This window comes from Leifsonia lichenia (assembly GCF_054780215.1).
Genome location: NZ_BAAGWT010000009.1, coordinates 440014 through 463395 on the forward strand (window position 1 = coordinate 440014; position 23382 = coordinate 463395).

26 protein-coding genes are annotated in these 23382 nt (G+C 68.5%); 12 read left to right on the forward strand and 14 right to left on the reverse strand.

Annotated elements, in window-relative coordinates:
- Positions 1–38 precede the first annotated feature (38 nt).
- Positions 39–1328 carry an MFS transporter gene (locus ACYVGI_RS17065; RefSeq protein WP_460633778.1) on the forward strand — a complete coding sequence of 430 codons (1290 nt, stop codon included), beginning with the start codon at positions 39–41 and terminating at the stop codon, positions 1326–1328.
- Positions 1329–1630: 302 nt separating this feature from the next.
- Here ACYVGI_RS17065 and ACYVGI_RS17070 read toward each other — a convergent pair whose 3' ends face one another.
- The 5 genes from ACYVGI_RS17070 to metX are packed head-to-tail and all read right to left on the reverse strand — an operon-like array spanning position 1631 to position 6602.
- Positions 1631–2308 (reverse strand): DNA alkylation repair protein, encoded by a 678-nt coding sequence (locus tag ACYVGI_RS17070; protein WP_460633779.1) that lies wholly within the window; start codon positions 2306–2308, stop codon positions 1631–1633.
- 7 nt (positions 2309–2315) lie between these two features.
- Positions 2316–2969 carry a response regulator gene (locus ACYVGI_RS17075; RefSeq protein ID WP_085369978.1) on the reverse strand — a complete coding sequence of 218 codons (654 nt, stop codon included), beginning with the start codon at positions 2967–2969 and terminating at the stop codon, positions 2316–2318.
- Positions 2970–3012: 43 nt separating this feature from the next.
- Positions 3013–4218 carry a hypothetical protein gene (locus tag ACYVGI_RS17080; RefSeq protein ID WP_460633780.1) on the reverse strand — a complete coding sequence of 402 codons (1206 nt, stop codon included), beginning with the start codon at positions 4216–4218 and terminating at the stop codon, positions 3013–3015.
- Complete coding sequence (locus ACYVGI_RS17085; protein WP_460633781.1) at positions 4215–5381, reverse strand: sensor histidine kinase; 1167 nt, start codon at positions 5379–5381, stop codon at positions 4215–4217. Before ACYVGI_RS17085 ends, ACYVGI_RS17080 begins: the two co-directional genes overlap by 4 nt.
- 15 nt (positions 5382–5396) lie before the next feature.
- Positions 5397–6602, reverse strand: coding sequence for a homoserine O-acetyltransferase MetX (metX, locus tag ACYVGI_RS17090; protein ID WP_460633782.1), 1206 nt, complete (start codon positions 6600–6602; stop codon positions 5397–5399).
- Between the two features lie 152 nt (positions 6603–6754).
- On the opposite strand from metX, the gene ACYVGI_RS17095 reads away from it, so the two are divergent.
- Complete coding sequence (locus ACYVGI_RS17095) at positions 6755–7213, forward strand: NfeD family protein (protein ID WP_460633783.1); 459 nt, start codon at positions 6755–6757, stop codon at positions 7211–7213.
- Positions 7214–7277: 64 nt separating this feature from the next.
- The gene (locus tag ACYVGI_RS17100) at positions 7278–8762 is read left to right on the forward strand and encodes a flotillin family protein (protein ID WP_460633784.1); all 1485 of its coding nucleotides are present in this window, start codon (positions 7278–7280) and stop codon (positions 8760–8762) included.
- 28 nt (positions 8763–8790) lie between these two features.
- Here ACYVGI_RS17100 and ACYVGI_RS17105 read toward each other — a convergent pair whose 3' ends face one another.
- The gene (locus tag ACYVGI_RS17105; RefSeq protein WP_460633785.1) at positions 8791–9513 is read right to left on the reverse strand and encodes a potassium channel family protein; all 723 of its coding nucleotides are present in this window, start codon (positions 9511–9513) and stop codon (positions 8791–8793) included.
- A gap of 1 nt (position 9514) precedes the next feature.
- Complete coding sequence (locus ACYVGI_RS17110; protein ID WP_460633786.1) at positions 9515–10294, reverse strand: SDR family oxidoreductase; 780 nt, start codon at positions 10292–10294, stop codon at positions 9515–9517.
- 131 nt (positions 10295–10425) lie between these two features.
- On the opposite strand from ACYVGI_RS17110, the gene ACYVGI_RS17115 reads away from it, so the two are divergent.
- Positions 10426–11748, forward strand: coding sequence for a bifunctional o-acetylhomoserine/o-acetylserine sulfhydrylase (locus tag ACYVGI_RS17115; protein ID WP_055891026.1), 1323 nt, complete (start codon positions 10426–10428; stop codon positions 11746–11748).
- An 89-nt stretch (positions 11749–11837) separates the two neighbouring features.
- On the opposite strand, the gene ACYVGI_RS17120 is transcribed toward ACYVGI_RS17115, so the two are convergent.
- A complete protein-coding gene (locus tag ACYVGI_RS17120; protein ID WP_460633787.1) occupies positions 11838–12629 on the reverse strand; it encodes an aminoglycoside adenylyltransferase domain-containing protein in 792 nt (263 codons plus the stop codon).
- A gap of 1 nt (position 12630) precedes the next feature.
- A complete protein-coding gene (locus ACYVGI_RS17125) occupies positions 12631–14112 on the reverse strand; it encodes an MFS transporter (RefSeq protein WP_460633788.1) in 1482 nt (493 codons plus the stop codon).
- 114 nt (positions 14113–14226) lie between these two features.
- Between ACYVGI_RS17125 and ACYVGI_RS17130 the strand changes: the two genes are divergently transcribed.
- The 5 genes from ACYVGI_RS17130 (at position 14227) to ACYVGI_RS17150 (ending at position 17868) form a co-directional block, all read left to right on the forward strand.
- The gene (locus ACYVGI_RS17130) at positions 14227–14745 is read left to right on the forward strand and encodes a phosphoribosyltransferase (protein WP_055891645.1); all 519 of its coding nucleotides are present in this window, start codon (positions 14227–14229) and stop codon (positions 14743–14745) included.
- A gap of 59 nt (positions 14746–14804) precedes the next feature.
- Entirely contained in the window at positions 14805–15458 is a 654-nt protein-coding gene (locus tag ACYVGI_RS17135; protein ID WP_460633819.1) for a uracil-DNA glycosylase, read from the forward strand.
- Between the two features lie 35 nt (positions 15459–15493).
- Positions 15494–16072, forward strand: coding sequence for a GNAT family N-acetyltransferase (locus ACYVGI_RS17140; protein ID WP_460633789.1), 579 nt, complete (start codon positions 15494–15496; stop codon positions 16070–16072).
- Positions 16073–16333: 261 nt separating this feature from the next.
- Positions 16334–17254 carry a hypothetical protein gene (locus tag ACYVGI_RS17145; protein WP_460633790.1) on the forward strand — a complete coding sequence of 307 codons (921 nt, stop codon included), beginning with the start codon at positions 16334–16336 and terminating at the stop codon, positions 17252–17254.
- Positions 17255–17319: 65 nt separating this feature from the next.
- Entirely contained in the window at positions 17320–17868 is a 549-nt protein-coding gene (locus ACYVGI_RS17150; RefSeq protein ID WP_055891647.1) for a DUF2781 domain-containing protein, read from the forward strand.
- Positions 17869–17870: 2 nt separating this feature from the next.
- On the opposite strand, the gene ACYVGI_RS17155 is transcribed toward ACYVGI_RS17150, so the two are convergent.
- Positions 17871–18518 (reverse strand): hypothetical protein, encoded by a 648-nt coding sequence (locus ACYVGI_RS17155; protein ID WP_460633791.1) that lies wholly within the window; start codon positions 18516–18518, stop codon positions 17871–17873.
- 160 nt (positions 18519–18678) lie between these two features.
- Here ACYVGI_RS17155 and ACYVGI_RS17160 point away from each other — a divergent pair, with 160 nt between their 5' ends.
- Positions 18679–18858, forward strand: coding sequence for a hypothetical protein (locus tag ACYVGI_RS17160; protein WP_460633792.1), 180 nt, complete (start codon positions 18679–18681; stop codon positions 18856–18858).
- 19 nt (positions 18859–18877) lie between these two features.
- On the opposite strand, the gene ACYVGI_RS17165 is transcribed toward ACYVGI_RS17160, so the two are convergent.
- Positions 18878–19216 (reverse strand): DMT family transporter, encoded by a 339-nt coding sequence (locus ACYVGI_RS17165; protein ID WP_460633793.1) that lies wholly within the window; start codon positions 19214–19216, stop codon positions 18878–18880.
- A 65-nt stretch (positions 19217–19281) separates the two neighbouring features.
- Here ACYVGI_RS17165 and ACYVGI_RS17170 point away from each other — a divergent pair, with 65 nt between their 5' ends.
- Positions 19282–19746 carry a VOC family protein gene (locus ACYVGI_RS17170; protein WP_460633794.1) on the forward strand — a complete coding sequence of 155 codons (465 nt, stop codon included), beginning with the start codon at positions 19282–19284 and terminating at the stop codon, positions 19744–19746.
- A 36-nt stretch (positions 19747–19782) separates the two neighbouring features.
- Here the strand turns inward: ACYVGI_RS17170 and ACYVGI_RS17175 are convergent, their stop codons facing one another.
- The 3 genes from ACYVGI_RS17175 to ACYVGI_RS17185 are packed head-to-tail and all read right to left on the reverse strand — an operon-like array spanning position 19783 to position 21832.
- The gene (locus ACYVGI_RS17175; RefSeq protein WP_460633795.1) at positions 19783–20559 is read right to left on the reverse strand and encodes a hypothetical protein; all 777 of its coding nucleotides are present in this window, start codon (positions 20557–20559) and stop codon (positions 19783–19785) included.
- On the reverse strand, positions 20556–21473 hold the full coding sequence (locus ACYVGI_RS17180; RefSeq protein ID WP_460633796.1) for an ABC transporter ATP-binding protein: 918 nt from the start codon (positions 21471–21473) through the stop codon (positions 20556–20558). The genes ACYVGI_RS17175 and ACYVGI_RS17180 overlap by 4 nt, the downstream gene beginning before the upstream one ends.
- The gene (locus tag ACYVGI_RS17185) at positions 21470–21832 is read right to left on the reverse strand and encodes a GntR family transcriptional regulator (RefSeq protein WP_055891057.1); all 363 of its coding nucleotides are present in this window, start codon (positions 21830–21832) and stop codon (positions 21470–21472) included. Before ACYVGI_RS17185 ends, ACYVGI_RS17180 begins: the two co-directional genes overlap by 4 nt.
- 117 nt (positions 21833–21949) lie before the next feature.
- Here ACYVGI_RS17185 and ACYVGI_RS17190 point away from each other — a divergent pair, with 117 nt between their 5' ends.
- Positions 21950–23377: an amidase gene (locus tag ACYVGI_RS17190; protein WP_460633797.1), complete on the forward strand. Its 1428-nt coding sequence runs from the start codon at positions 21950–21952 to the stop codon at positions 23375–23377.
- Positions 23378–23382: the final 5 nt, after the last annotated feature.

Here is a 23382-nt window from a genome sequence, read left to right on the forward strand (position 1 = left end):
GCTTACCGGGTGAACCCCACCCTCCACGGAACCCGCGCGTGAGCGCCGCCGAGACCGCTGCGACCGCCACTGCCCGTCTGACCCCCGCGCGCACCCGTCTCGCGCTGCTCGCGCTCGCCCTCGGCGGGTTCGGCATCGGATCGACCGAGTTCGTCGCGATGGGCCTGCTGCCCAACATCGCGCACGACCTGCTGCCCGCCGTCTACGCAGCGTCGCCGTCCGACGCGAACGCCCAAGCCGGCTGGGCGATCTCCGCGTACGCGCTCGGCGTGGTGGTCGGTGCCCCGACGATCGCGGCGTTCGCCGCCCGGCTTCCGCGCAAGCAGTTGCTGCTCTGGCTGCTCGTCGCGTTCACCCTCGGCACTGTGGCGTCGGCTCTCGCGCCCACCTTCCAGCTCGTGCTCCTCGCCCGTTTCATCAGCGCCCTGCCGCACGGGGCGTACTTCGGGATCGCATCCCTGGTCGCCGCCTCCCTGATGGGTCCAGGCAAGCGCGGCCAGGGCGTCGCGTTCGTGCTCTCCGGCCTGACCATCGCCAACGTCATCGGTGTCCCGCTCATCACCTGGCTGGGTCAGACGCACGGCTGGCGCGCCGCATACCTCGTCGTCGCGGCGATCTTCGCGCTCACCTTCGCGGCGGTCGCGACCCTGGTCCCCTGGCAGCCGGGCAACCCGAAGGCCACCATGGCGAACGAGCTGAAGGCGTTCAGCCGCCTGCAGGTGTGGCTGGCGCTCCTCATCGGCGCGATCGGCTTCGGCGGGTTCTTCGCCGTCTACACCTACGTGGCCCCGATGGTCACCACGATCACCGGCCTCAGCCCGTCGGCCGTTCCGCTGGTGCTGATCCTGATCGGCCTCGGCATGACGGTCGGCAACTTGATCGGCGGACGGGTCGCCGACCGTGCGCTGAAACCCGGGATGCTCGCCTTCTTCGTGATCCTGCTCCTCGGCCTCGGCGCGCTCTACTTCACCGCGTCGAACGTGGTCGGCCTGCTGATCTCGCTGTTCGTGATCTCGGCAGCCTGCTGCGCGATGTCTCCGACCATCCAGACCAGGCTGATGGATGTGGCGCACGAGAGCCAGTCCATCGCGGCGGCCCTCAACCACTCGGCCCTCAACATCGCCAACGCGGCGGGCGCCTACCTCGGCGGCCTCACGATCGCGGCCGGCTTCGGCTACCTGTCGCCCATCGTGGTCGGCGCGATCCTGTGCGTCGCGGGCATCGCCCTCGCCCTCGTCTCGTTCTCGATCGACCGCTCCCGCGAACGCCGCGGCGTCGACACCGGCGTCGTTCACGCCCAGCGTCCCGCCCCCCTCCCGATCGACTGACGCCCCCATCCCGTCCCCGCCCCATCCCGTCCCATCCCACCCCGCCCTATCCCATCCCCGTCCGAAATCTCCTTCCGAACGGAGTTCCAGGCCCGGCGCGCCGGTTTCTCCGTCCGAACGGAGTCCGCGACGGCGCGTCGGCCGGATGCTCCTGTTTTAGGACTGGCGGAGGTTTCGCAGGAGAACGTGCGCAACACGCTGCCGCGATCTCCGTCCGGACGGAGGAACCGCATCCATTGACCGGTTTCTCCGTTCGGAAGGAGACTCCGGGCGGCGCGGGTGCGGCGGATGCCCGGGCGCGCCTATGCCGGCTCGCGGCGGCGGACGAGCTCCGCGATCCAGAGCGGCGCGTACGGGGACGTGCAGCCGGGCGGCGTCGGGTAGTCCTTGAGGACTTCGAGGCGCTCGCCGATCGCGATAGCCCTGGCGCGCAGGCCCGGATCGTGGATGCCGATGGTCGCCAGGCACTCGTTCATCGACCACTGCAGGCGGTCAGGTGCGTCCTTCAGCTCCGCCTCGATGGTGTCGAGGAGGCCGGACAGGTCGAGGCCGACCGGGTTCTTGGCCACGCGGTCGCTCGTCAGGGTCCAGCCGGCGCTCGCCACCACGGGGTCGTCGGAGGCGAACCACGCCGTCCGCAGGTCCTCGACGTGCGGGCTCTTCTTCACCACCGAGGAGATGAGCCAGTCGTGCACCTTGGGCACGCGGGCTTCGCGGAGCATCGCATCCAGTGCGGCAGCCGTGTACTCGCGGGGACGGCCGACCAGGATCGCGACCAGCCGGGCGGCGGTGTCTCCGGTGTCCCACAGCTCGACGGCGAGAGCCTGGTCCGTCCCCGCGCGCTTCGCGACGCCGCGCAGCTTGCTGAGATTGACTCCGTGGTCGTCGCCGTGGCGTTCGTTGACCGCGCGGACCCGCGGGTCTTCGAGCGCCGACAGCTCGGCGAGCACATCCCGAGCGGTGCCGGCCGTGCCTGGCATGGTGGGGCTAGTCGTTCTGCAGCAGGATGCCGTCCTGGATGGCGCGCTTGCGGAGCGCGACCTTCGTGCCGACGTCGTACCCTGCCACGCGGTACTTCTCGCGGATGCGCTTGAGGTAGCTCTTCGCCGTCTCGTCGGAGATGCCGAGCTGGAAGGCGACGGCCTTCACCGGCTCGCCTGCGCCGTACAGCGCCATCACGCGGCGCTCCTGCGCGCTCAGCTTGGGCGCTCCGCCGACCTCGCCGGAGTTGAGGGCGAGGTCGAGCTCTGCCGAGATGAACGACTCGCCCTTGCGGGCTGCGCGGATCGCCTCGACGATCATCTCCGCGTCCTCACTCTTCACCAGGTAGCCGAGCGCACCGGCCGCAATGGCCTCGCGCACGACAGCAGGCTCGGAGTACGTGCTCATCAGCACCGTGCGAACGCCCGTGGTCTTGAGGGTCGACAGCTTGAGCGACACCGGGATGTTGTCTTTGAGATCCAGGTCGAGAAGGACCACATCCACCGGGAACTCGGGATGCGTGAGCAGCTCAGGCCAGCTCGCCACGGCTGCGACCATCCGGATGTCGTCCGCGGCGTTGCGGATCCATTCGGTCAGGGCGCCGAGCAGCATCTTGTGATCGTCGACGATCGCGATTCTGATGGGAGGTGCCTCGGTCACGGGCTGCCTTTCTTCACGGTAGAGAGAGCCGACAGTGCTGCTGTCAGGCAAGATCTGCTGAGCTGTCGCTCACACTGGTGATCTCGATGCGCAGCGTCGACCCTGCGAAGGTCTCGACGTAGCGGCCCACTTTACGGATAGCTTGCCACGCGGCAGGGTCCACTCCGTTTCGCGGCACACCAGTGGTCGATATCACGATCGATATTCTGGCACCCGGATTGGGGTCGCCTCGCTCTGGCGCGCTGGGACGCGCCAGGTCGAGCGTCAAACTGCGCGGCTGGGATGCTCCCTGGCGGACGGGATCGCTGATCAGCAGCCACACCGCGGTGAGCAGCCCGTCGCGCTGGTCGCGGGTCAGCGCGGCGGCGAGACCCTCGCTGTCCGTGAGCGCGACGGCGGGGCCGAGCAGCGCGGACTCCGTGACGGCGTGGTAGAGCCAGGTCTCCTTGCGACCCTGGATGAGATGGAGCCGCAGCTCGGTCGCGATGCTCGACGCTGCCGATGCCGTCTCTTCGTCGAGGGGAAGCGAGGTGCGGCCGCTCGCGACCCCGTCGAGAAGGCGCTCCGCGGCGAGGTCGAGGCGGGCGAGCTCCTCCGAGGCGAGCATCCCGACCGCGTACCCGGGAGACGACACCGTGCTCTGCACCTGCACCAGGTCGAGCTCCAACTGGATGAGCGTGCGCAGCGAGCGCACGATCTGCACCCCGAGAAGCGGAGGGGCGACGCTCAGCGCGATGGTGACGAACGCCGGTCCGAGCGCGGCGAGGTCGTGCTGGCCGCGGAGCGCGAAGGCGGCGGCGAGCACGACGCCGAGGGTGATGGATGCAATGACGATGTCCGACGGCGGACGCGCGGCCACGCAGAGCAGGAGGGCGGAGCCGACGGCGACGGCCGCTGTCGGCTGCGCCCCCGTGTCGCCAGGACCCCAGATGCCGACGATGTCGAGCAGGACGACCGCCGTCCAGATCCCGATGGCGGTGTAGAACATCCAGTCGGGGAGCTCGTCCGGCAGCCGGGGTCGCACGACGACGGCGACCACCAGGGTGATGAGCAGCCCCGTCCACGCGATCAGCGTGAGCGGGAGCGCGGTGTACCTGCCCAGGTTCATGAGCATCACGGCGAACTGGAACGCGATGAGCGCGAAGGCGGCGACGTTGAAGCCGATGTCGAGCCTGGCGCGACCGAGCGCATCCCGTTCGCTGTCGCTTCCGATGCGGCGGGGCGCGGTCTGTTCGGTCACGTGGCTCATTTCGGCACCTCGAGGACGACGGTGGTTCCGCTGCCGGGGGAGGAGAACAGGCGCGCGTTGCCTCCGACATCGCGCAACCTGGCCACGATCGACTCGGTGAAGCCGAGCCTGCCGTGCTCGATGGCGCTCACGTCGAAGCCCTTGCCGGCGTCGGTGACCATCGCACGCACGGTCGTCTCGTCGTCGGTGATCGTGACGTGCGCCTCGTTGACGCCGGAGTGCCTGCGCACGTTCTCCAGGCACTCGCCGAGGGCGAGCAGGAACGCGTCGAGGATGTCGCTCGGCAGCAGCACCTGCCCTGAGCCGTGCCAGTTGACTTCCAGGCCCATCCTGCGGAAGCGCTGCTTGACCGATTCGAGCGTGTTGCCGAGCGTGGACTCCTCGACGGGCTTGAGCTTGTAGTCTCCGGAGCGGGTCGGGTCCGGGGTGAAGCCGAGGCGCAGTTGCCGCAGCAGAGCCGCATCCTCTCCCGCCTGCTCGCGAAGGGCGCCGGCGCTCACGCCGACTCCGGAGTGTGCGAGCAGCGTGAGCGTCGCGAGCACCGTGTCGTGCAGCAGTCGCGCGCCCTGACGGCGCCGCGCCTCCGTCTCTGATGCCTGGCGTTCCACACGGTATGCGCGGCTCATCGTCGAAATGCGGGTCAGCGTACGGGGCACGGTGCGGGAGAGCCACACGCCCGTCGCGGTCAGCGCGACCCAGCCTGCGACGGTGAACATGAGCGGCTCGGCGAGCTGCGAACCGCTCAGGATGAGGGTGGCGGACTCGGCGGCGAGCGTGACGACGGAGGCGCAGATCAGCAGCCCGACCAGACCGCGCGACGTCACCGTGGGGATCGCGACGCTCGCGACGGCGGCGCCCCCGATCATCCCGACCGCACTCAGCGCCGGTGCGCCGAGCGGTGTGCCGGGAAGCAGGTTCAGCAGGATGATGGCGGCGCCGGAGACGACGATCACCACCACCCACACGGTCGTGTGCGTCAGTGTCGCGAGCTGGAACTGGGAGTACGCGAGGCACGCGAGCAGCACGATCGACGCCAGGTACAGGGGGAGCGGCAGCGTGCCGGGAATGCTGAGGCAGAGCAGGGTCGTCGCTGTGGCCGTGAGGCCGACGTTCCTCGCGGTGATGGTGAGGAGTCGATCACGCTCCTTCTGGATGCGCGACATTCTCCTCCGTTCCGCTCAGGCGGCGAAGAGCCTACGTAGCTGCTCGCTCACGGCATCGTCCTCGATGAGGAAACCGTCATGCCCGAAATCCGACTCTATTACGACGGGCTCTGTTCCGTCGATGGTGGACGGGAGGCGCGCCGCGATCTTCTCCTGGCCTTCGACGGGGAACAGCCGGTCGCTGTCGATGCCGACCACCAGCGTGCGCGCTGTGACGCGCGCCAGGGCGGTGTCGAGACCTCCGCGGCCCCGGCCGACGTCGTGCGAGTTCATCGCCTGCACCAGCACGATGTAGCTGTTCGCGTCGAACCGCCTGGTGAACTTGTTGCCGTGGAAGTCGAGGTATGACTCCACAGCGAACCGTCCGTTGTGGCCGAGCGGGCTGATCTCGCTCTGCCAGGAGCGCTCGAACCGCTCGTTGAGCTCCGAAGGGCTGCGGTAGTTGATGAGCGCCATGCGGCGGGCGAGCGCGAGCCCCTGGTGCGGGCCGTTCCCGTCTCCTGCGTCGTAGTAGAGACCGCCGCGGAACAGCGGGTCGGTGCGCACAGCCTCGATCTGAACGGAGTTGAGCGCGATCTGGTCGGCCGTCGAGTACGGCGGTGCGGCGATGACCGCGAGCCTGGCCACGCGCTCCGGGTAGCTGACCGCCCACTCGAGCGCCTGCATCCCGCCCATCGAACCGCCGACGACACCCGCCCAGCGCGCGATGCCGAGCACGTCGGCGAAGGCGGCCTGCGCGTTCACCTGGTCCCGGATGCTCGTGAACGGGAACCGTGGACCCCACTCCGTGCCGTCCGGGGCGATGGATGCCGGACCCGTCGTGCCCTGACACCCTCCGAGCATGTTCGGGACGACGACGAAGAACTGGTCCGTGTCGATCGCCTTGCCAGGGCCGATGATCCCCTGCCACCAGCCGGCGGTCGGGTGCCCGGGGCCCGCGGAGCCGACGGCGTGGCTGTCGCCGGTGAGCGCGTGCAGCACGAGCACGGCGTTGTCCCGTTCCTCGGAGAGCGTTCCCCAGGTCTCGTACGCCACCCGCACATACGGGATGCGCTCCCCGCTCTCGAAGTCGAACGCGCCGATTCCGGCGAACGACCGCGACCCTGCCGGGTCGGACTCCTTCCACGCCCCGCTCGCCGGGGGCTTGCCGAGGAGCGACCTCGCTTGGGCGTCCGTGATGAAACTCGACGGGGCCGTGTCGGCGGATGTCTGCCACTCCATGTGTCCATACTGTCTGACCGCGCGGGGGATGGTGGCTGTGTTACGCGGACCGGCGAGGTGGCGCGAACCGGTTGCACGGTCCGTCTAGGCCGCTGGCCCCCGCCGAATCTGGCGTGTAAGATACGGAGTATGTCTATGGGGGTGAGGGAGACGTGCTGGTCTTCGTGATCGTCGGCGGAGCGGCGCTGACGCTGCTGCTGATTTCGATGCTGTTCGGCGAGCTGCTCAGCCTGCTCGACGGAGCACTGTCTGGGACGGCGCTCGGCGTCGGCGGAACGTTCTTCGGCGCATCCGGGGTGATCGTCGTCGCCAACGGCCTGCCGAGCTGGGTGGCGTATGTGTCGGCTGCGGTGCTCGGCCTGGTGTCGCTCGTCATCGTGCAGCTCCTGGTCGCCCGGTTCCGGAGTACGGAAGACGTGGTGCCGACCGATCCGAGCGGGCTGTACGGCGTCGCGCGCACGAGGATCACCCCGACGAGCGGCGAGGTGAGCCTGAGCGGCCCGCACGAGGTGGAGACGCGGATGGCGTTCGCCGACGCCGAGATCACCGCGGGAGCGTCCATCCGGGTCGTCGCCTCCCATGGCGCTCGCGTCAAAGTCGAGCACGCCTGAGCGGCGCCGCCGCATCCCCTTTCCCGCCGAGATCGCACCCAGAAAGCCAGGAAGAAGCACCATCATGTTCCTCGACGCCTCCGGCATCACCGTCATCGCTGTCGTGGCGATCGTGGTCGCCGTCCTCGCCGTCTTCATCTTCATCTCGAGCCGCATCCGCCGGGTGGCTCCCAATGAGGCGCTGGTCATCGTCGGCAGGGGAGCCGGCGCCGCCAAGGTCGCCGAGCACGAGCAGGGGCAGCGGGTCGTCATCGGCGGCCGCGTCTTCATCTGGCCGATCCTGCAGCAGGGCTTCACGATCTCCCTCGAACAGCGCCAGATCGGGATCGTCGTCGAGGGCGTCGACACCAACTTCATCAAGGTCGCCATCCAGGCGAGCGTGAACTTCAAGGTATCCGGAACGCCAGAGGGGGTGCGCCGTGCGGCCCAGCGCTTCCTGTCGCAGCAAGGCTCGCTCACCGAGATCATCCAGCAGTCGCTGGAGGGATCGCTCCGGTCGATCATCGGCAACATGCCGCTGAAAGAGATCATCTCCGACCGCAACGCGCTCTCCGAGGCCGTGGTGGAGGCGACCAAGGTCGACCTCGCGGAGCAGGGCCTCCAGGTCGACATCTTGAACATCTCCGACATCTCCACGCCCGGCGCCAACTACCTCGCGGACCTCGGGCGCGCCGAGGCGGCCATCGCCAAGCAGAACGCCGAGATCATGGAGGTCGAGACAGCCAGGGCGAGCGAGTTCGCCCGCATCGAGGCTGCAGAGCAGATCGCGGAGCGGCACAAAGCGCTCAGCCTCAAGCAGGCGGCGATCAAGGCGGAGACCGACCGTGCCAACGCGGAGGCCGAGGCGGCCGGGCAGCTCGCGCAGGCGGAGCAGCAGCGTCTCGTCGCGGAGCAGGAGCGGGAGGCGCTCGCCGAGAAGGCCAAGGTCGAGCAGGAGCGGCTCGACATCGAGGTGCGCAAGCCGGCGGAGGCCGACGCGTACGCGACGGTGCAGAGGGCGCAGGCCGGCCGCGACGCGGCGAACGCCGCGACGGAAGCGGACGCGTACAAGCGGTCCAAGATCGCCGAGGCCAACAAGGTCGCCGCCGTTCAGGATGCGCAGGCCGCCGCGGAGTCCGTTCGTCTCGCGGGCGAGGCGGAGCGCGACAGGCAGATCGCGCACGCGGCCGGTATCCGCGCGGAAGGCGAGGCGCGCGCCGCGGCGATCGAGGCCGAAGGTCTCGCCGAGGCGCGGGCGACGGACGCGAAGGCCGACGCGCTGCGTAAGTTCGGCGACGCCGGGCTGGCGTCCGAGATCATCGACAGGCTGCCGGAGATCACGCGCGCCGTCTCAGAGCCGCTCGCGAACATCGACAACCTCACGGTCATCAGCACAGACGGGGCATCAGCCGTCACCAAGACCATCGGCCAGGTGATGAGCGAGGTCCCGAAGGTGGTCAAAGACCTGACCGGACTCGATCTGTCGTCGATGCTCGGGGCGATGAGCGGCGCGGCCATCGGCGGCGCGGCCATCGGCGGCGCGGCCGTCACCCGGAAGCCCGACGCCTGACGCCTGCGGGAATCAGCGCCTGGCGGAATCAGCGCCTGGTGGTGGGCTCCTGGTCGCCGCGCTCAGGGTCGCGGTCGGGCTGGTCGTGCTGGTCGTGCGCGTGGTCGTCCCGCGGCCGGAGCCGCTGCGTCTGCTCGGTGATGTACGAGACGATCGTGGCGCTCGCCGTTCCGACGATCGCGATGCCGCCCATCATCAGGATGACCGCCAGGATGCGGCCTGGCACGGTCACGGGGACGTAGTCGCCGTAGCCGACCGTCGCCATCGTGACGCACGCCCACCACACCGAGTCGCCGAAGCTCAGGATCGTGGCTCCTGGCGCATACCGTTCCTGCTGATAGACCGCGAGGGAGATGACGTAGACGAACATCACCACGGTCGAGGCGGCGACGATCAGCACCCTCCGGCGAACGTGGGCGGGAGACCGGCCGCGCAGCAACGGGATGCGGTGAAGCTCCCGCAGCAGCCGGAACGGCCGCGCGACAGGGAACAGCACAGAAGCCAGGTCGATCAGGTTCGTCCGGACGAACAACCACTTCCGCGCGCTCAGGCTGAGCCGCACGACATAGTCGACGAAGAACGCCGCCCACACTGCGAACAGCACCACGGAAAGCAGCGCACCAAACCACGCCGGCCGCGACGGCTGCAGGATCGACCACGAGTACGCGACCAGGAACAGCACACTGGCGACGAGCAACGGCCACGCCGTCTTGGCCTCCCACGCGGTGCGCCTGCTGTCGTCGCCGGTCATGTCAGTCGCCGCTCACCCGCAGCTCGCCCTTGTGGAACCGGTACGGCGCCGCCTGCGCGACCGGCTTGATCACGATCAGATCGAGGTCGACGTGGCGGGGCCGCTCCAGCGCATCCACGATGGTCGCTGCGACGTCCTCCGCTGTCAGCGGTTCTGGGACGTCCTGGTAGACCGCATCCCGCTTCTCCTTGTCGCCGCCGAATCTGACAAGCGAGAACTCCTCGGTCGCGACCATTCCCGGCGCGACCTCGATCACCCGGATGGGCTCGCCGTTCAATTCCAGCCGCAGCACCTCGGTGAGAGCGTGCTCGGCGAATTTGGCCGCGTTGTAGCCGCCACCGCCCACGTACGCGGTGTGCCCGGCGATCGAGGTGATGTTCAGGATGTCGGCGTGGCCGGACTCCGCGGCACCGGACCGCAGCAGGGGCAGGAGTGCGCTGATGACGCGCTTGGTCGCGATCACGTTGATCTCGTACATCCACACCCAGTCGTCGATGCTCGACTTCTCCACCGAGTCGAGGCCGAGCGCGCCGCCCGCATTGTTGACGAGAGCGTGGATGGGGCCGGTCGCCTCCAGGTGCGCACGCAGCGCATCCACGTCCTCCTGCTTGGTGAGGTCGGCGGCGAAGACGCCGGCTCCCGTCTCCTCGGCGAGGTCGGCCAGCCTGTCGGCGCGACGCGCCACCCCGACCACCTCCCAGCCGTGTGATCGGAACAACCGCACGGCGGCGGCCCCGATCCCAGAACTCGCACCCGTCACGACGACCCGTCTCACGCTCATGCGCCTATTCTTCACGGATTACGGCATTACGGCATGTTGCGCGCGCGTTGCCCGTGACACCCGGCGCGTCTAGCCTGCTTGTAACGGCGGTGGGAGACCGCTCGACACGCATCCACCCGAAGGAGTGAGCCATGACCGACGCCGCCGACTGGCAGTTCGAGACCAAGCAGATCCACACCGGAGCTGCACCCGACCCGGTGACCAATGCCCGGGCGACGCCGATCTACCAGACCACGTCGTACGTGTTCAACAACGCGGAGCACGCGAAGAACCTGTTCGCGCTCGCCGAGTTCGGCAACATCTACACGCGCATCCAGAACCCGACGCAGGCCGTCGTCGAAGAGCGCGTCGCGGCCCTCGAAGGCGGAACCGGCGCCCTGCTCGTCGCGTCCGGCCAGGCTGCGGAGACCTTCGCCGTGCTCAACATCGCCCAGGCGGGCGACCACATCGTCTCCTCCAGCTCGATATACGGCGGAACGTACAACCTCTTCAAGTACACGCTCGCCAAGCTCGGCATCGAGACCACGTTCGTCGAGAACCAGGACGACGCGGACGAGTGGCGTCGGGCTGTCCGCCCGAACACCAAGCTCTTCTTCGCCGAGACCATCGGAAACCCGAAGATCAACATCCTCGACATCGCGCTCGTCGCCGACGTCGCCCACGAGGCCGGCGTGCCGCTGATCGTCGACAACACGATCGCGACCCCGTACCTCATCCGCCCGTTCGAGTTCGGCGCAGACATCGTCGTGCACTCGGCCACCAAGTTCCTCGGCGGTCACGGCACGGTGATCGGCGGCGTGGTCGTCGACGGCGGAAAGTTCGAGTGGTCGAAGAACGTCGAGAAGTTCCCCGGCCTCACCGAGCCCGACCCGTCGTACCACGGCGCCAGCTACACGGCGGCGGTCGGCGATGGTCTCGCGTACATCATCAAGGCGCGCGTGCAGTTGCTCCGCGACCTCGGTTCCGCCATCGCGCCCGCGAGCGCCTGGCAGCTCATCCAGGGCATCGAGACGCTCTCGCTGCGCGTCGAGCGTCACGTGCAGAACGCGCAGGAGATCGCCGAGTTCCTCGAGAACCACCCGGACGTCGCCAGCGTCAACTACTCGGGCCTGCCCACCAGCCCCTGGTACGCGGCGGCCAACAAGTACGCCCCCAAGGGCGTCGGCGCCGTCCTGTCCTTCGAGCTCAAGGGAGGTGTGGATGCCGGCCGCGCCCTCGTCGACAACCTCGCCCTGTTCAGCCACCTCGCCAACATCGGCGACGTGCGCAGCCTCGTCATCCACCCGGCGTCGACCACGCACTCGCAGCTCACGCCGGAGCAGCAGCTCACCGCCGGCGTCACGCCCGGCCTGGTGCGTCTCTCGGTCGGCCTCGAGAACATCGACGACCTGAAGGCCGACCTGACGGCCGGTCTCACGGCGGCACGCTCGGTCGTGGAGGCCGCGCGCGCCTAACCCCTGAACGAGTGGTCCCGAATTGCCGCGCGGATTTTCCGCGCACGGCGATTCGGGACCACTCGTTTTGTGCGTGACGGGGGGAGGCGTCAGGGGCGACCGACGGCGACGCAGGCGCGCAACAGGTCGACGGCCTGGAGGGCGTCGGCCACGACAAAGCGCTGGCGGTCGCCAGCGCGGTCGAGCACGGCTCGACGGAGCAGGTCGGCGTGCTCCGGCCAGCGGCCGGCGGCGAAGGCCGCGGCCTCCGATTTGGAGATGATCGCTCCCGTCTCCACCGTGGCGACCAGGCGGGCTGGCCCGAGCGCCACCCAGCGCACGGTCTCCGACCGTACGGGACCGTCCGGTGCGCGGCCGGTCAGCTCGGCGACCACCCGCTCGCCGAACGGCTCCCAGTACTCCACGAGGTTGGCGCGCGAGAACGCCACGGCTCCGGCCGCCGCATCCGGATGCCGGTCGGCGACAGGGGACCAGATCACGTCGCCGCCGTCGGGAACGCCCTGCACACCGGATTCGAGTTCGCGCCAGGTCACCCGGGAGAGCTGCGCCCCGGGCTGCGCGGACACGAGCACGCCTTCGATCACCTGCGGGGCGGTCTGCAGCGCATCCGGTCCGCGCGCGATCTCGGTCTCGGTGAGATAGACGCCGTCGATGTGCGGCTGGGATGCGGCGTGCAGGCCCGCGAGCAGTTCCAGCTCGGCCAGCGGGTCGTGGGTGACGACGAAAACCACGTCGATGTCGCTCACCCCGTCATGCCAGTCGTCGGTGACGGCCGAGCCTGTGACGATCGCCCGGCTCACCAGGCCAGGTGCGATCCGCGCCTGTTCGAGGAGGAAGCCGGTGAGGGCATCCGAGACGGCACGGGGGAGGCGCGCATCCATGTCAGACCACCGGGGACTCCGCGGCTATCGTCTCCGGCGCCGCCTCCGCCTCCGTGTCTGCGAAGGCGAGCTTGGGGACGAAGAAGAGCAGCACGGCCGCGACGATGGCGCCGACTCCGCAGATCGTCCACACGAGCATGTATCCGAACAGGCTGGCGGCCGTCGCGGTGACGGTGGCCGCGCCGGTGAGCAGCACGACGCCGAACACGGCTGACGCGAACGAGCCTCCGATGGTCTTCGTGGTGTTGGTGAGCGCGGTGGCGATGCCCGTCTGCCCGCGCGGCGCCGCTGCTGCGGCCGCGGCCGGGAGCGCCCCGACGAGCGCGCCAGAGCCGATGCCGGCGATCGCCATGTTGGTGAAGACCTGCCAGGTCTCGAAGTGGAACGGCAGGAACAGCAGGTAGCCGATGCCCACCAGGAACGCCGCGACGATGAGGGTGACCCGTGGGCTCAGCCAGGAGGAGACGACGGGGAAGAGCACGGCGCCGACGATCATCGAGATGAGGTACGCCCCGATCAGGATGCTCCGCTGCCCGGCGGACAGCCCCAGGCCGTACCCGTTGACAGGATCCGTTCCGGCGAACGTGCTGAGCGGTGCCTGCGCGCCGAGGAGGCTGATGCCGATCAGCCCGGCCGTGAGCTGAACAGGCCACATGTTCGGGCGGCGCAGCACGCGCAGGTCGATGGCGGGGTCGTCCTGCTTCAGCTCCCAGCGGCCGAACGGGATGAACGTGAGGATGCCGACCACGATCAGCGCCCACACCCACCAGGTGCCGACGCCGTTGATGCGCAGGAAGGTGAGGCCGGAGGTGATGAGCAGGAGGCCGAGCGTCAGGATCGTGAAGCCCACCGCATCCAATCGGCGCCCAGGAACGGGCTCCGACTCCGGCACGCCGAACAGGATGGCGAAGAAGACCAGGGTGACGGCGATGGCCGGGACGATGAGGGTGAGCGTGACGTTACTGCCGAGCGCTTCGAACAGCAGCCCGGCGCCGATCGCGCCGACGATCGCGCCCGCCTCCAGTGCGACGACCAGCAGGCCGGCGGCCTTGCGGGTCTGCGACGCCGCCGTGCCCGTCCGGCGTCCGCGGTCGAAGATCAGCGCGACCTCCAGCGGAAGCCACACGACGTAGAAGCCCTGCAGTGCGAAGGCGATGAGGAACGTGGTGAAGTTGCTGGAGAAGGCGAGCGCCCAGGTCGCCAGGGCCGTCAGAACGGTGGCGATCAACAGGATGCGCTTGTGCCCGAACATGTCGCCGAGCTTTGCGAGCACGGGAACCACCAGCGCGGACAGCAGCAACTGCGCGGCCTCGAACCAGTTGTAGTCGGCGTCGTGGATGCCCAGGTGCTTGACGATGTCGGAGATCAGCGGGACGTAGTATCCCTGCAGAATCCCGCTCGTCACCTCGACGAATGCCAGCCACCCGATCAGCCCCGCCGTCACGCCGAGCGCGACCCTGGACCGTGTCCTCCCTGACTCCATTTCTGGATGCTAACAGCCGGCCGGCGAGATGGACGCAACAGCCGCGAAACCGCAGCGTGCGCGTGCCGCCACCGGCGTCTCGCGGCGAGGTGGCGCGGCCGGTACGGTAGGAGGATGGCAGGCGAACTCGACGACTCAGGATCAGCCGTTCTCCAGGAGACGGAGCGGGAGGTTCTCGGCTGGCTCGAATTCGGTGAAGCCGCCAGGCATCTCGCCGGGGAGGTCGTAGAGTCCGGCTTCGAGCCCGATCTGGTGGTCGCCATCGCGCGCGGCGGCCTGCTGCTCGCCGGAGCGATGTCGTACGCGCTCGGCATCAAGTCCTGCGGCGCGCTCAACGTGGAGTTCTACACCGGGGTCGACGAGCGTCTGCCCGAACCCGTCGTGCTCCCTCCGATGCTCGACCAGAGCGCCCTGAACGCCAAGCGCGTCCTGCTCGTCGACGACGTCTCCGACTCCGGGCGCACCCTGGCGATGGTCGTGGACCTGATCGCCGCCTCTGGCGCCGACGTGCGCACCGTCTGCCTGTACTCCAAGCCGCGCACCGCGCTCGAGCCCGACTTCGTCTGGCGCCGCACCGACCGGTGGATCACGTTCCCGTGGTCTGCGCTTCCTCCCGTGACGGCCGGCGCCTGAACCGCGCATCCGGGATCGACGTGCCGAAGTCTCTCGCCGAGCTGGCAGCCGACGGGTCGATGGACCCCGGCTGGGCCGCAGCGCTGCAACCCGTCGCCGACCGGATCGCCGCCATGGGCGAGTTCCTGCGCGAGGAGGTCTCGGCCGGCCGCCCGTACCTTCCCGCCGGCGAGAACGTGCTGCGCGCCTTCCACGCTCCACTGGCGGACGTGCGGGTGCTGATCGTCGGACAGGACCCGTATCCGACGCCAGGGCACCCGATCGGACTGTCGTTCGCCGTCGAGCGCCACGTGCGCCCCGTGCCGCGCAGCCTGCAGAACATCTACCGCGAGCTCCGCGACGATCTCGGCGCCACACCGCCACCGCACGGGGATCTGAGCGCGTGGTCGCGCCACGGCGTCATGCTGCTCAACCGCGTGCTCACCGTGCGCCCCGGCGAGCCGGCATCGCACCGCGGCACGGGCTGGGAGGCGGTCACCGAGCACGCCATCCGGTGCCTGGTGGAGCGGGGGACGCCGTTCGTGTCGATCCTCTGGGGAAGGGATGCGTCAACGCTGAAACCCCTGCTGGGCGGCAACCCGTCGATCGAGTCCGCGCATCCGAGCCCGCTGTCGGCATCCCGTGGCTTCTTCGGGTCGAAGCCGTTCTCCCGCGCCAACGAGGAGCTGCGGCAGCGCGGCGTGCAGCCTGTCGACTGGTCGCTCGAGCCGTAACCTCCGCGAAACGGGCGGGCGCGTAGGCTTGCTCCGTGCTTGAAGAGGAATACCAGCCGCGCAGGGAGCTGCCCCGGCACCTGAGGAAGACGGAGCCCGCCGAGGCGCCGTTCGAGTACGCGATCCGGGATGCGGTCCCCGCTGACCTGCCCTGGGTGCGCGAGATCTACAACCACTATGTCGCGAACAGCACGGTCACGTTCGACGAGGACGCGATGACGCTGCGCGAGTGGAAGAGCAAGTTCGCCTACCTGCACAAGCTGAACATGCCGTTCATCGTCGCCGTGTCGCCGAGCGGGCAGATCCTCGGCTATGCCCTCGTCTCGCCGTGGAAGCAGAAGCGGGCGTACCGGTTCACGGTGGAGAACTCGATCTACCTGGGTGCCGCATCCACCGGTAAGGGTCTCGGCCCCGTGCTGATGCAGGCCCTCATCGACAAGTCCAAGGAGGCGGGCCTCAAGGAGATGATCGCTGTCATCGCCGACAAGGGCGCCGAGGCGTCGATCAAAATGCACGAGAACTTCGGCTTCACCGAGATCGGCCGGATGGGCAGGGTCGGCTACAAGTTCGACCGCTGGCTCGGCACGGTGCTGATGCAGCGGTCGCTGAAGTAACGGTTTCGCATCCCCCGGATCGCGGCACCGCTGGGCGTTGTACGCTGAGCGCACGCGCGGTGTCGCGCTGACATGCTCCGGGGGGAATATATGAGGAAGTCGTCTGCATTCGTCGCGGCGTTGGCCGCCACCGCGCTGGTTTCGGCACTGTCGGGATGCGCTGGGGGCGCTCCCGCTGCACCGTCGCCGACGTCCGCACCGGCAACGTCGACCCCGACCCCGACCGCGACCGCGACGCAGGCTGCCGCGCCCAGTGTCCGCGTGCCCACGAGTTGCGACGCACTCGCATCGCAGGCGCTTGTCGACCAGGCGGCCGGAACGCACCTGCCGACCTCATCGCCGGCGGTGACGCCCAACCCGCCCGGCTATGGCAATCAGCGGATGGGGGTGCTCACCTGCGAGTGGGCGACGACCGATCCCAACACCGACGCCGGGCCAGCGGTGCGGATCTCCGTCGTCCCCGATGCGACCAGGGCAGGATTCGAGGCGTTCCGCACCGGCGAGTCCGTCGCGTCGGGTGACACGCCATCCTCCGTCGGTCCGGACGCGTACACGTACTGCGCGGGCGATCCCGCGGTCGTCTGCGGCTTCCACGCCCTGCTTCCGCACTACGGCATCATCGGCACGGTGTACGCCGGCGGGAGCACGCTCGCTGACGACACACGCCAGGCGGTCGCAGCGATGCTCGCGCAGACGTACGGGGTGGTGTACGCGCTGGCGGCGCCCGCTCCGGTCTGGCAACCGCCCGCGCCCGCGCTCCGCGGAGCGCGAGACTGCGACGGCATCGTGACGGCTGAGCAGGTGACGGCGACGACCGGTGTCGGCCCCACCCACGCGGCGAAGTCGGACGATGGCGAGTATTCGTCGTCCCTGTTCGACGTGGCCCATCAGGTCGGAGCCTTCTGGTGCGGCCTGGTGGAAGACGATGGAGGAACGAGCTTCACGATCGGGGTGCTCCCCGGCGGGGCGACCTACCTGGAGCACCTGCGCGGCAGCGACGCTGTGGAGCAGCCCGGCGTGGGCGACGCAGCATTCTGGGCGCCGAACGGAGACCTGAACGTGGTCGCCGACTCCGGATGGCTGCAGTTGCGAGCGGTGCCCGGCGAGGGTCAGGCCGCTCCGACGCACGACCAGCTCGCCGCGCTCGCGAAGCAGGTCATCGCCAACCTCGGTACGACGTGACACGCAGGGCGGCGCGATCCGTCGCCTCGCGCTGCTCACCGTGACACGTGACTAAGGTGGCGTTCGTGACCACCGTGACTCCGGACAACGGCCGCGTCGCCTCCGCCGCCCCCGCGACGCCCGCGAACCTGCCGCTGCGCAAACGCCCTGTCGACATCTTCTTCATCGTGATGTTCTCGCTGTTCATCGTGACGTGCATCATCAGCGACGCCATCCCGACGCTCGGCATCCCGCAGACGTCCACCACCACGAACCTGTTCGCGCAGTGGAACTACACGTACTCGTCGCAGTACGACCCGCTCTACCAGAACCCGCCGATCTGGCTGCGCTTCATCACGGGCACCTCGGCGTTCATCTACCTGCCGTTCTACGTGCTGCTCGTGATCTGCCTGTCGAAGGGCTACAACTGGATCCAGCTCTACGCGGTGATCTACGCCACGATGATCATCAGCCTCACGGGCATCCCGATCTTCGGCGTCGAGTTCTTCGGCGACGCAGCCCAGCGCACCCCGCAGCCGATCATGTTCCTGCTCTACAACGGCCCGTATGTGCTGGTTCCGCTGCTGCTGCTGATCCGGATGCGCAAGCCGCTGCCGTTCACGCGGCGGTTTTAGCCTCAGTAGCCCCAACGGCAGGATGTGACGCTGCCGTAGCCGTTCACTGCGAGAGCCTGCCAGTTCTCGGTCTGGCTTCCGATGCCATAGAGCGGACCTCTGTCCACACGGACAAGGGCGCGAACCGTTCCGACGGAGCCTGTCTCCTTGCGGATCTCGCCGAAGCTCACATTCGTGAGTGGCTGGAAGTTGGTCACCACGCGCGCTCGCTGATTCCGGATGCCCGTGACCCGGCCGCCGTTCGTGTCGAAATCGCCATCGACTCGTGTTTCCGTGACGACGACGCCGAGCACGCTGGCGCGCTGCGAACACCATGCCGACCAGGACGCGCCACCCGCCCGCGAAAGGGAATGGGTTGGTGTCGAGCCAGTTTCCTCCGCGACATCGACCCCGGCAATGGAGGTGGGGTCCACGCCATCGGCGAGCGACCCGAGCGCCCGCTCGAGTTCACGCGTCTCGGAGACTGACATGGCGTTGAACGCGCGTAGGGCATCGCGTGCAGCGACGTCGCCGTGAGCGGCGTCCGCAGCAAGTGTCGCTGCGAACTCGTCAGCAAGAGCGGGGGTGTGGTCGGAGGCGAGAGCAGGGGCCGCCGTGACGACGGATGCAAGGACGATTCCGCAGGCGGTGGCAGTCAGGGACCTCTTCATGGATTGTTCTCCTATCGACATTGATATTCACGCGGAGGCGCGTCGAGATCATCGTGCAGGATAAATTTGACGCGTGCAAATGCAGAATGTCAATTTAAGTAGTTGACAATGCCGGCAACGCCAACAATCATGAGGGATGCCTTTACCGTGAGGAGCGACCGTGGACAACCCGCTGATACCGACGCCCTTGGATGTCGTCATGCTGACCATCAGTTGCGTGGCGATGCTCGCCCTGGCGGTGGGCGCCGTGACGCTGCTGTGGATGCTCGTGGTTCCGCGACGCCGTCGGCAGGTCGCGCTGCTCTTGTCCGGGCGCCGACGAAGTCAGAGTGGATCGTGATCGAGGCATCGCGACCGCGTCACGCGGCGGTTTTAGCCCCGCCCAGCTCCAGGAGCCCCACGCCGCCGATGACGAGGACGATGCCCGCGATCTGCACCCAGGTCAGCGACTCTCTGAAGAACACCCACGAGATGATCACGATCGCCACGACGCCGACCGCCGACCAGATCGCGTACGCGATGCCGAGCGGCACTCCGCGGCCGAGCGAGAGGGACAGAGCGGCGAACGAGGCGACGTAGCCGACCACCACGATCGCGTACGCCCACCATTTGGGGTTGTCTCCCGAGGTGAATTTGAGGAAAGTGGTCGCGATCACTTCGGTCGCGATGGCGATGCCGAGGAAGAGGTAGCCGAGCACTGCTGGTTGCTCCTGTCAGACGGCGGGATGCCGGTCAGTACACAAACTAGCGGGAGGACGACACGATGGACCAGGATCACAGCCGGGACCGGCAGCAGCCCACGCACCAGACGCCGGGCGAGGGCACCCGCAGGGTGCGCCAGCTCAGGATCGTGGTCGAGGCGGAGGACTACGACGAAGCCCTCGCGTTCTTCCGTGACGCGCTCGGGCTCGACGAGCAGGAGTCGTACTCCGGCGACGGGGGAGCGGAGGTGGCCATCCTGGATGCGGGCCGCGCCACCCTGGAGATCGCGAACCCCGCCCAGAAGGCGATGATCGACGACGTCGAGGTGGGCAGGCAGGTCGCCCCGCGCATCCGGTTGGCGTTCGAGGTGGACGACAGTGCCGCGGTCACCGCCGAGCTGGTGGATGCGGGCGCCGAGCTGATCGCGCCGCCCACCCGCACCCCGTGGAACTCTCTCAACGCACGGCTCGCGGCCCCTGCCGGGCTGCAGCTCACCGTGTTCCAGGAACTCGGCGACCGCGCCTGACAGGGGCCGCGACAGGGGCAGGCGACGCGGCGGGCGTCAGCTCTTCGGCGTCGCCCTGCTGATCACGAAGTAGCCGCTGACCGCCGCCAGTGCTGTCGGTACCAGCAGCCACGCCACCACTCCGACCGGCCCCATGGTCGCGAACCACGCGCCCACCGCCGGCCAGCTCGACGTGAACGTGATCAGGGCGACAGCGCCGACGATGAGGAGCACGAGCACAGCTCCCGCGACGAGCACGCCGTTCATCCGCCAGCGCATGTAGAGCGTGCCGCTGACCGAGCCGACGAAGAAGAAGAACAGCATCGCCACGAACACGATGAACAGCCGGGCCAAGATGCCGCCGCCGCCGAAGTAGATCGACGTGAACAGGTGGCCGCCGAGTCCCCAGCCGCCCGTCGCCTCCTCCAGCGCGGACAGGATCGTGAATCCGATGGCGTACCCGGCAGCGAGCATCACGAAGGTGAGTGCTGAGCCGAGGTAGAAGTCGCGTCTGGTGACGCTGTAGCCGAGCGCGAACGGGAAGGTCATCGAGATCACCTGGATGCCGACCACCAGCATGTAGACGAAGATGTAGAACCCTCCGCCGCTCCACTGGGTGCCCTCGAAGGCGTGGGCACGGTCTGCGGGGGCGGTCGCCGCCCAGATGATCCACCAGATCAGGTAGTTCACCAGCCAGATGAAGCCCATGATCATCATCGGCACCCAGATGGTGGTCCATTTGTTGACGAGGTTCAGCCGCACCACCCGCCAGATGCGGTGGGCGGACGCTGGCGTTGTGCGGAGGTTGACGGCCTCCGGCGTGATGGCGGTCATGCGCTCTGCTCGAATTCTGTCGCTCGGACGTTGGTCTTGCGGACGATGAGTTGCTGGAGGGAGACCGGGCTGAGTTCGAGCCCGGCCGCCACGGCCTGTGCTCTGTCGCCCTGCGACAGGCCGGACACCGTGACGGAGGCGAGGCCGCCGACACCGTCGCGGTGGATGACGTCGCGGCCGGTGACGAACTGCTCGACCGCTCCGCGCTGCCCGACGACGGTGGTCGCCGAGCCGCGCATCTCCTCCGCGTCCTCGTCGATCAGGATGCGGCCCTGGTCGATCACGATGACGTGCTCGAGCAGGTTGGCGACCTCGTCGATGAGGTGGGTGGAGAGGATGACGGTGCGGGGATGTTCCGCGTAGTCCTCCAGGAGGCGGTCGTAGAAGATCTGCCTGGCGACCGCATCCAATCCGAGGTATGGCTCGTCGAAGAAGGTCAGCGGGGCGCGGGATGCGAGGCCGACGATCACTCCGACGGCCGAGAGCTGGCCGCGGGAGAGCTTCTTGATGCGCCGGTCGACCGGGAGGCGGAAGTCGGCGATCAAGTGCTCGGCGAACTCCGCATCCCAGTTCTCGAAGAACCAGGGTGCGCTGCGGAAGACGTGCTTCGGCTGGAAGTCGTCCGGGTAGCGCTGGCTCTCCTTGATGAAGCAGAGGTTCTGCAGCACGCGGGCGTTCTCCACGGGGCTCTCTCCGAACACCTGGACGTCTCCGGCTGTGGCGAAGACCTGGCCGGTGAGGAGTTGCATGATCGTGGTCTTTCCTGCGCCGTTGCGGCCGAGGAGTCCGTAGATCTTGTTCGGTTTGACGGTGAAGCTGACGTCGTCGATCGCGGTGAACGATCCGAAGCGCTTGGTGAGGCCGTCGACGTGGACGGCAGGCGCGATCGAGGTGGGTGTCGCTGTGGCGGTCATGCGCTGACTCCTTCCGTGGTGATCATTTCGGTGAGCTGCTGGGGGCCGATCCCGAGCTTCGCCGCTTCGGCGAGCAGGGGGCGGAGGTATTCGTCGCGGAACGCGTCGCGCCGCTTGGCCATGAGGCGCTCGCGGGCGCCGTCGGCAACGAACATGCCGATTCCTCTCTTCTTGTAGAGAATCCCGTCGTCCACCAGGATGTTGACGCCTTTTCCTGCTGTAGCGGGGTTGATGCGGTAGAAGGCCGCGAACTCGTTGGTCGACGGCACCTGGGTCTCTGGGGGGTACACGCCGTCGATGATGTCGTTCTCGATCTGTTCGGCGATCTGAACGAAGATCGGCTTTCCCTCTTCGATCATGCGTACCTCCGGCTCTCTAACCTCATGGGTTAGTTACTCATGTAACTAACCAACCAGGTAGTCCGCGATCTGTCAAGACATTTCTCCGCGAACGATCGGCGGGGCTAGCCTCGGAGCATGGCCGAACTCCACGAGCTCACCGCTCTCGCCCTCTGGCAGGAACTGCAGACAGGCCGGATCTCACCCAGGGAACTCGCCTCCCACTACCTCGACCGCATCGACAGGCTCAACCCGCAGCTCGGCGCGTTCGTCACGGTCACCAGGGAGAAGGCGCTGGCGCGCGCCGACCGGCTCTCCGCCGAGGTGCCGAAGACCGCGCCGCTGTGGGGCCTGCCCTCCGGCGACAAAGACCTGTGGATACGCGCAGGCGTGCGCACCGGGTTCGGCTCGCGGCTGATGGCCGATTTCGTCCCAGACACCTCCGACGAGATCGTCGAGACCCTGGATGCGGCGGGCGCCGTCAGCCTCGGCAAGACCAACGCCCCCGAGTTCGGGCTCCCCGCATACACGGAGTCGCTGGCGGCCCCTCCCGCCAGGAACCCCTGGGACCCGTCGCTCGGCTCCGGCGGTTCGAGCGGAGGAGCGGCCGTCGCGGTCGCCAGCGGGATGCTCCCGTTCGCGCCAGGGTCGGACGGCGGCGGTTCCGTGCGCATCCCCGCCGCAGCGTGCGGCCTGGTCGGCCTCAAGCCGACCCGCGGCCTCGTGCCGGCAGGCAGCGGCATCGACTCGCTCGCGGGCCTGGTGGTCGACGGGCCGCTCGCGCGCACCACGGCAGACGCCGCCCTCCTCCTCGACGGGATGATCGCGAAGAGCGACGGCCGCATCGACCACCACTACACGCTGCGCGCTCCGTACGACGACGACGGCCCCTTCCTCGGCACGGCCGTGCGCGGTGAGGGCCGCTTCCAGCTCGGCGTCATGACGACCTCTGCCTGGGACGACGCATACGAGATCGTCATCGCACGGGAGGCGAGGGCCGCCCTGGACGCGGCAGTGGATGGGTTCACCGCGATGGGCCACGGAATGGAGGAGACCGCGCTCGTGCCCGACCCGACCTACGCACCCGCGTTCCGCACGATCTGGCAGGCAGGTGCGGCGCGCATCCCCGCGGAGGGCGAAGCGGAGAACCTGCTCGAACCCCTCACGAGGTGGCTGCTCGGCAAGGGGAGGGCGATCAGCGCCAGGGAGCTGAGCGAGGCGCTCTCCGCGCTCACCGCGTACGAGCGCTCCCTCATCCGTCAGCTCTCGTCGTTCGACGCCGTGCTCACCCCGGCGATGGCCATGACCCCGCGCCCCGTCGGCTGGTACGACCAGGAGGACGGCGAACGGAACTTCGAGCAGCAGGTGCAGTACACGCCGTTCACCTCGATGCTCAACGTCTCCGGACTCCCGGCGATCGTGCTGCCCAACATGCAGACCGACGACGGCCTGCCGATGGGGGTGCAGCTCATCGGCCGCCCAGGCGGGGAGCGCACCCTGCTGTCGCTCGCCGCCCAGCTCGAACGGAAGGTGCGCTGGCAGCTGCGCTACCCGCCCGTGTGGTGACCGGC

What these genes read in the sequence shown, in the direction of transcription:
- ACYVGI_RS17190 (WP_460633797.1), top strand. Translation starts at nt 21,950, where the DNA reads ATGGCCGAACTCCACGAGCTCACCGCTCTCGCCCTCTGGCAGGAACTG.
- ACYVGI_RS17130 (WP_055891645.1), top strand. Translation starts at nt 14,227, where the DNA reads ATGGCAGGCGAACTCGACGACTCAGGATCAGCCGTTCTCCAGGAGACG.
- ACYVGI_RS17070 (WP_460633779.1), bottom strand. Translation starts at nt 2,308, where the DNA reads ATGCCAGGCACGGCCGGCACCGCTCGGGATGTGCTCGCCGAGCTGTCG.
- ACYVGI_RS17175 (WP_460633795.1), bottom strand. Translation starts at nt 20,559, where the DNA reads ATGACCGCCATCACGCCGGAGGCCGTCAACCTCCGCACAACGCCAGCG.
- ACYVGI_RS17125 (WP_460633788.1), bottom strand. Translation starts at nt 14,112, where the DNA reads ATGGAGTCAGGGAGGACACGGTCCAGGGTCGCGCTCGGCGTGACGGCG.
- ACYVGI_RS17100 (WP_460633784.1), top strand. Translation starts at nt 7,278, where the DNA reads ATGTTCCTCGACGCCTCCGGCATCACCGTCATCGCTGTCGTGGCGATC.
- ACYVGI_RS17110 (WP_460633786.1), bottom strand. Translation starts at nt 10,294, where the DNA reads ATGAGCGTGAGACGGGTCGTCGTGACGGGTGCGAGTTCTGGGATCGGG.
- ACYVGI_RS17185 (WP_055891057.1), bottom strand. Translation starts at nt 21,832, where the DNA reads ATGATCGAAGAGGGAAAGCCGATCTTCGTTCAGATCGCCGAACAGATC.
- ACYVGI_RS17115 (WP_055891026.1), top strand. Translation starts at nt 10,426, where the DNA reads ATGACCGACGCCGCCGACTGGCAGTTCGAGACCAAGCAGATCCACACC.
- ACYVGI_RS17155 (WP_460633791.1), bottom strand. Translation starts at nt 18,518, where the DNA reads ATGAAGAGGTCCCTGACTGCCACCGCCTGCGGAATCGTCCTTGCATCC.
- ACYVGI_RS17105 (WP_460633785.1), bottom strand. Translation starts at nt 9,513, where the DNA reads ATGACCGGCGACGACAGCAGGCGCACCGCGTGGGAGGCCAAGACGGCG.
- ACYVGI_RS17120 (WP_460633787.1), bottom strand. Translation starts at nt 12,629, where the DNA reads ATGGATGCGCGCCTCCCCCGTGCCGTCTCGGATGCCCTCACCGGCTTC.
- ACYVGI_RS17170 (WP_460633794.1), top strand. Translation starts at nt 19,282, where the DNA reads ATGGACCAGGATCACAGCCGGGACCGGCAGCAGCCCACGCACCAGACG.
- ACYVGI_RS17085 (WP_460633781.1), bottom strand. Translation starts at nt 5,381, where the DNA reads ATGTCGCGCATCCAGAAGGAGCGTGATCGACTCCTCACCATCACCGCG.
- ACYVGI_RS17080 (WP_460633780.1), bottom strand. Translation starts at nt 4,218, where the DNA reads ATGAGCCACGTGACCGAACAGACCGCGCCCCGCCGCATCGGAAGCGAC.
- metX (WP_460633782.1), bottom strand. Translation starts at nt 6,602, where the DNA reads ATGGAGTGGCAGACATCCGCCGACACGGCCCCGTCGAGTTTCATCACG.
- ACYVGI_RS17180 (WP_460633796.1), bottom strand. Translation starts at nt 21,473, where the DNA reads ATGACCGCCACAGCGACACCCACCTCGATCGCGCCTGCCGTCCACGTC.
- ACYVGI_RS17135 (WP_460633819.1), top strand. Translation starts at nt 14,805, where the DNA reads ATGGACCCCGGCTGGGCCGCAGCGCTGCAACCCGTCGCCGACCGGATC.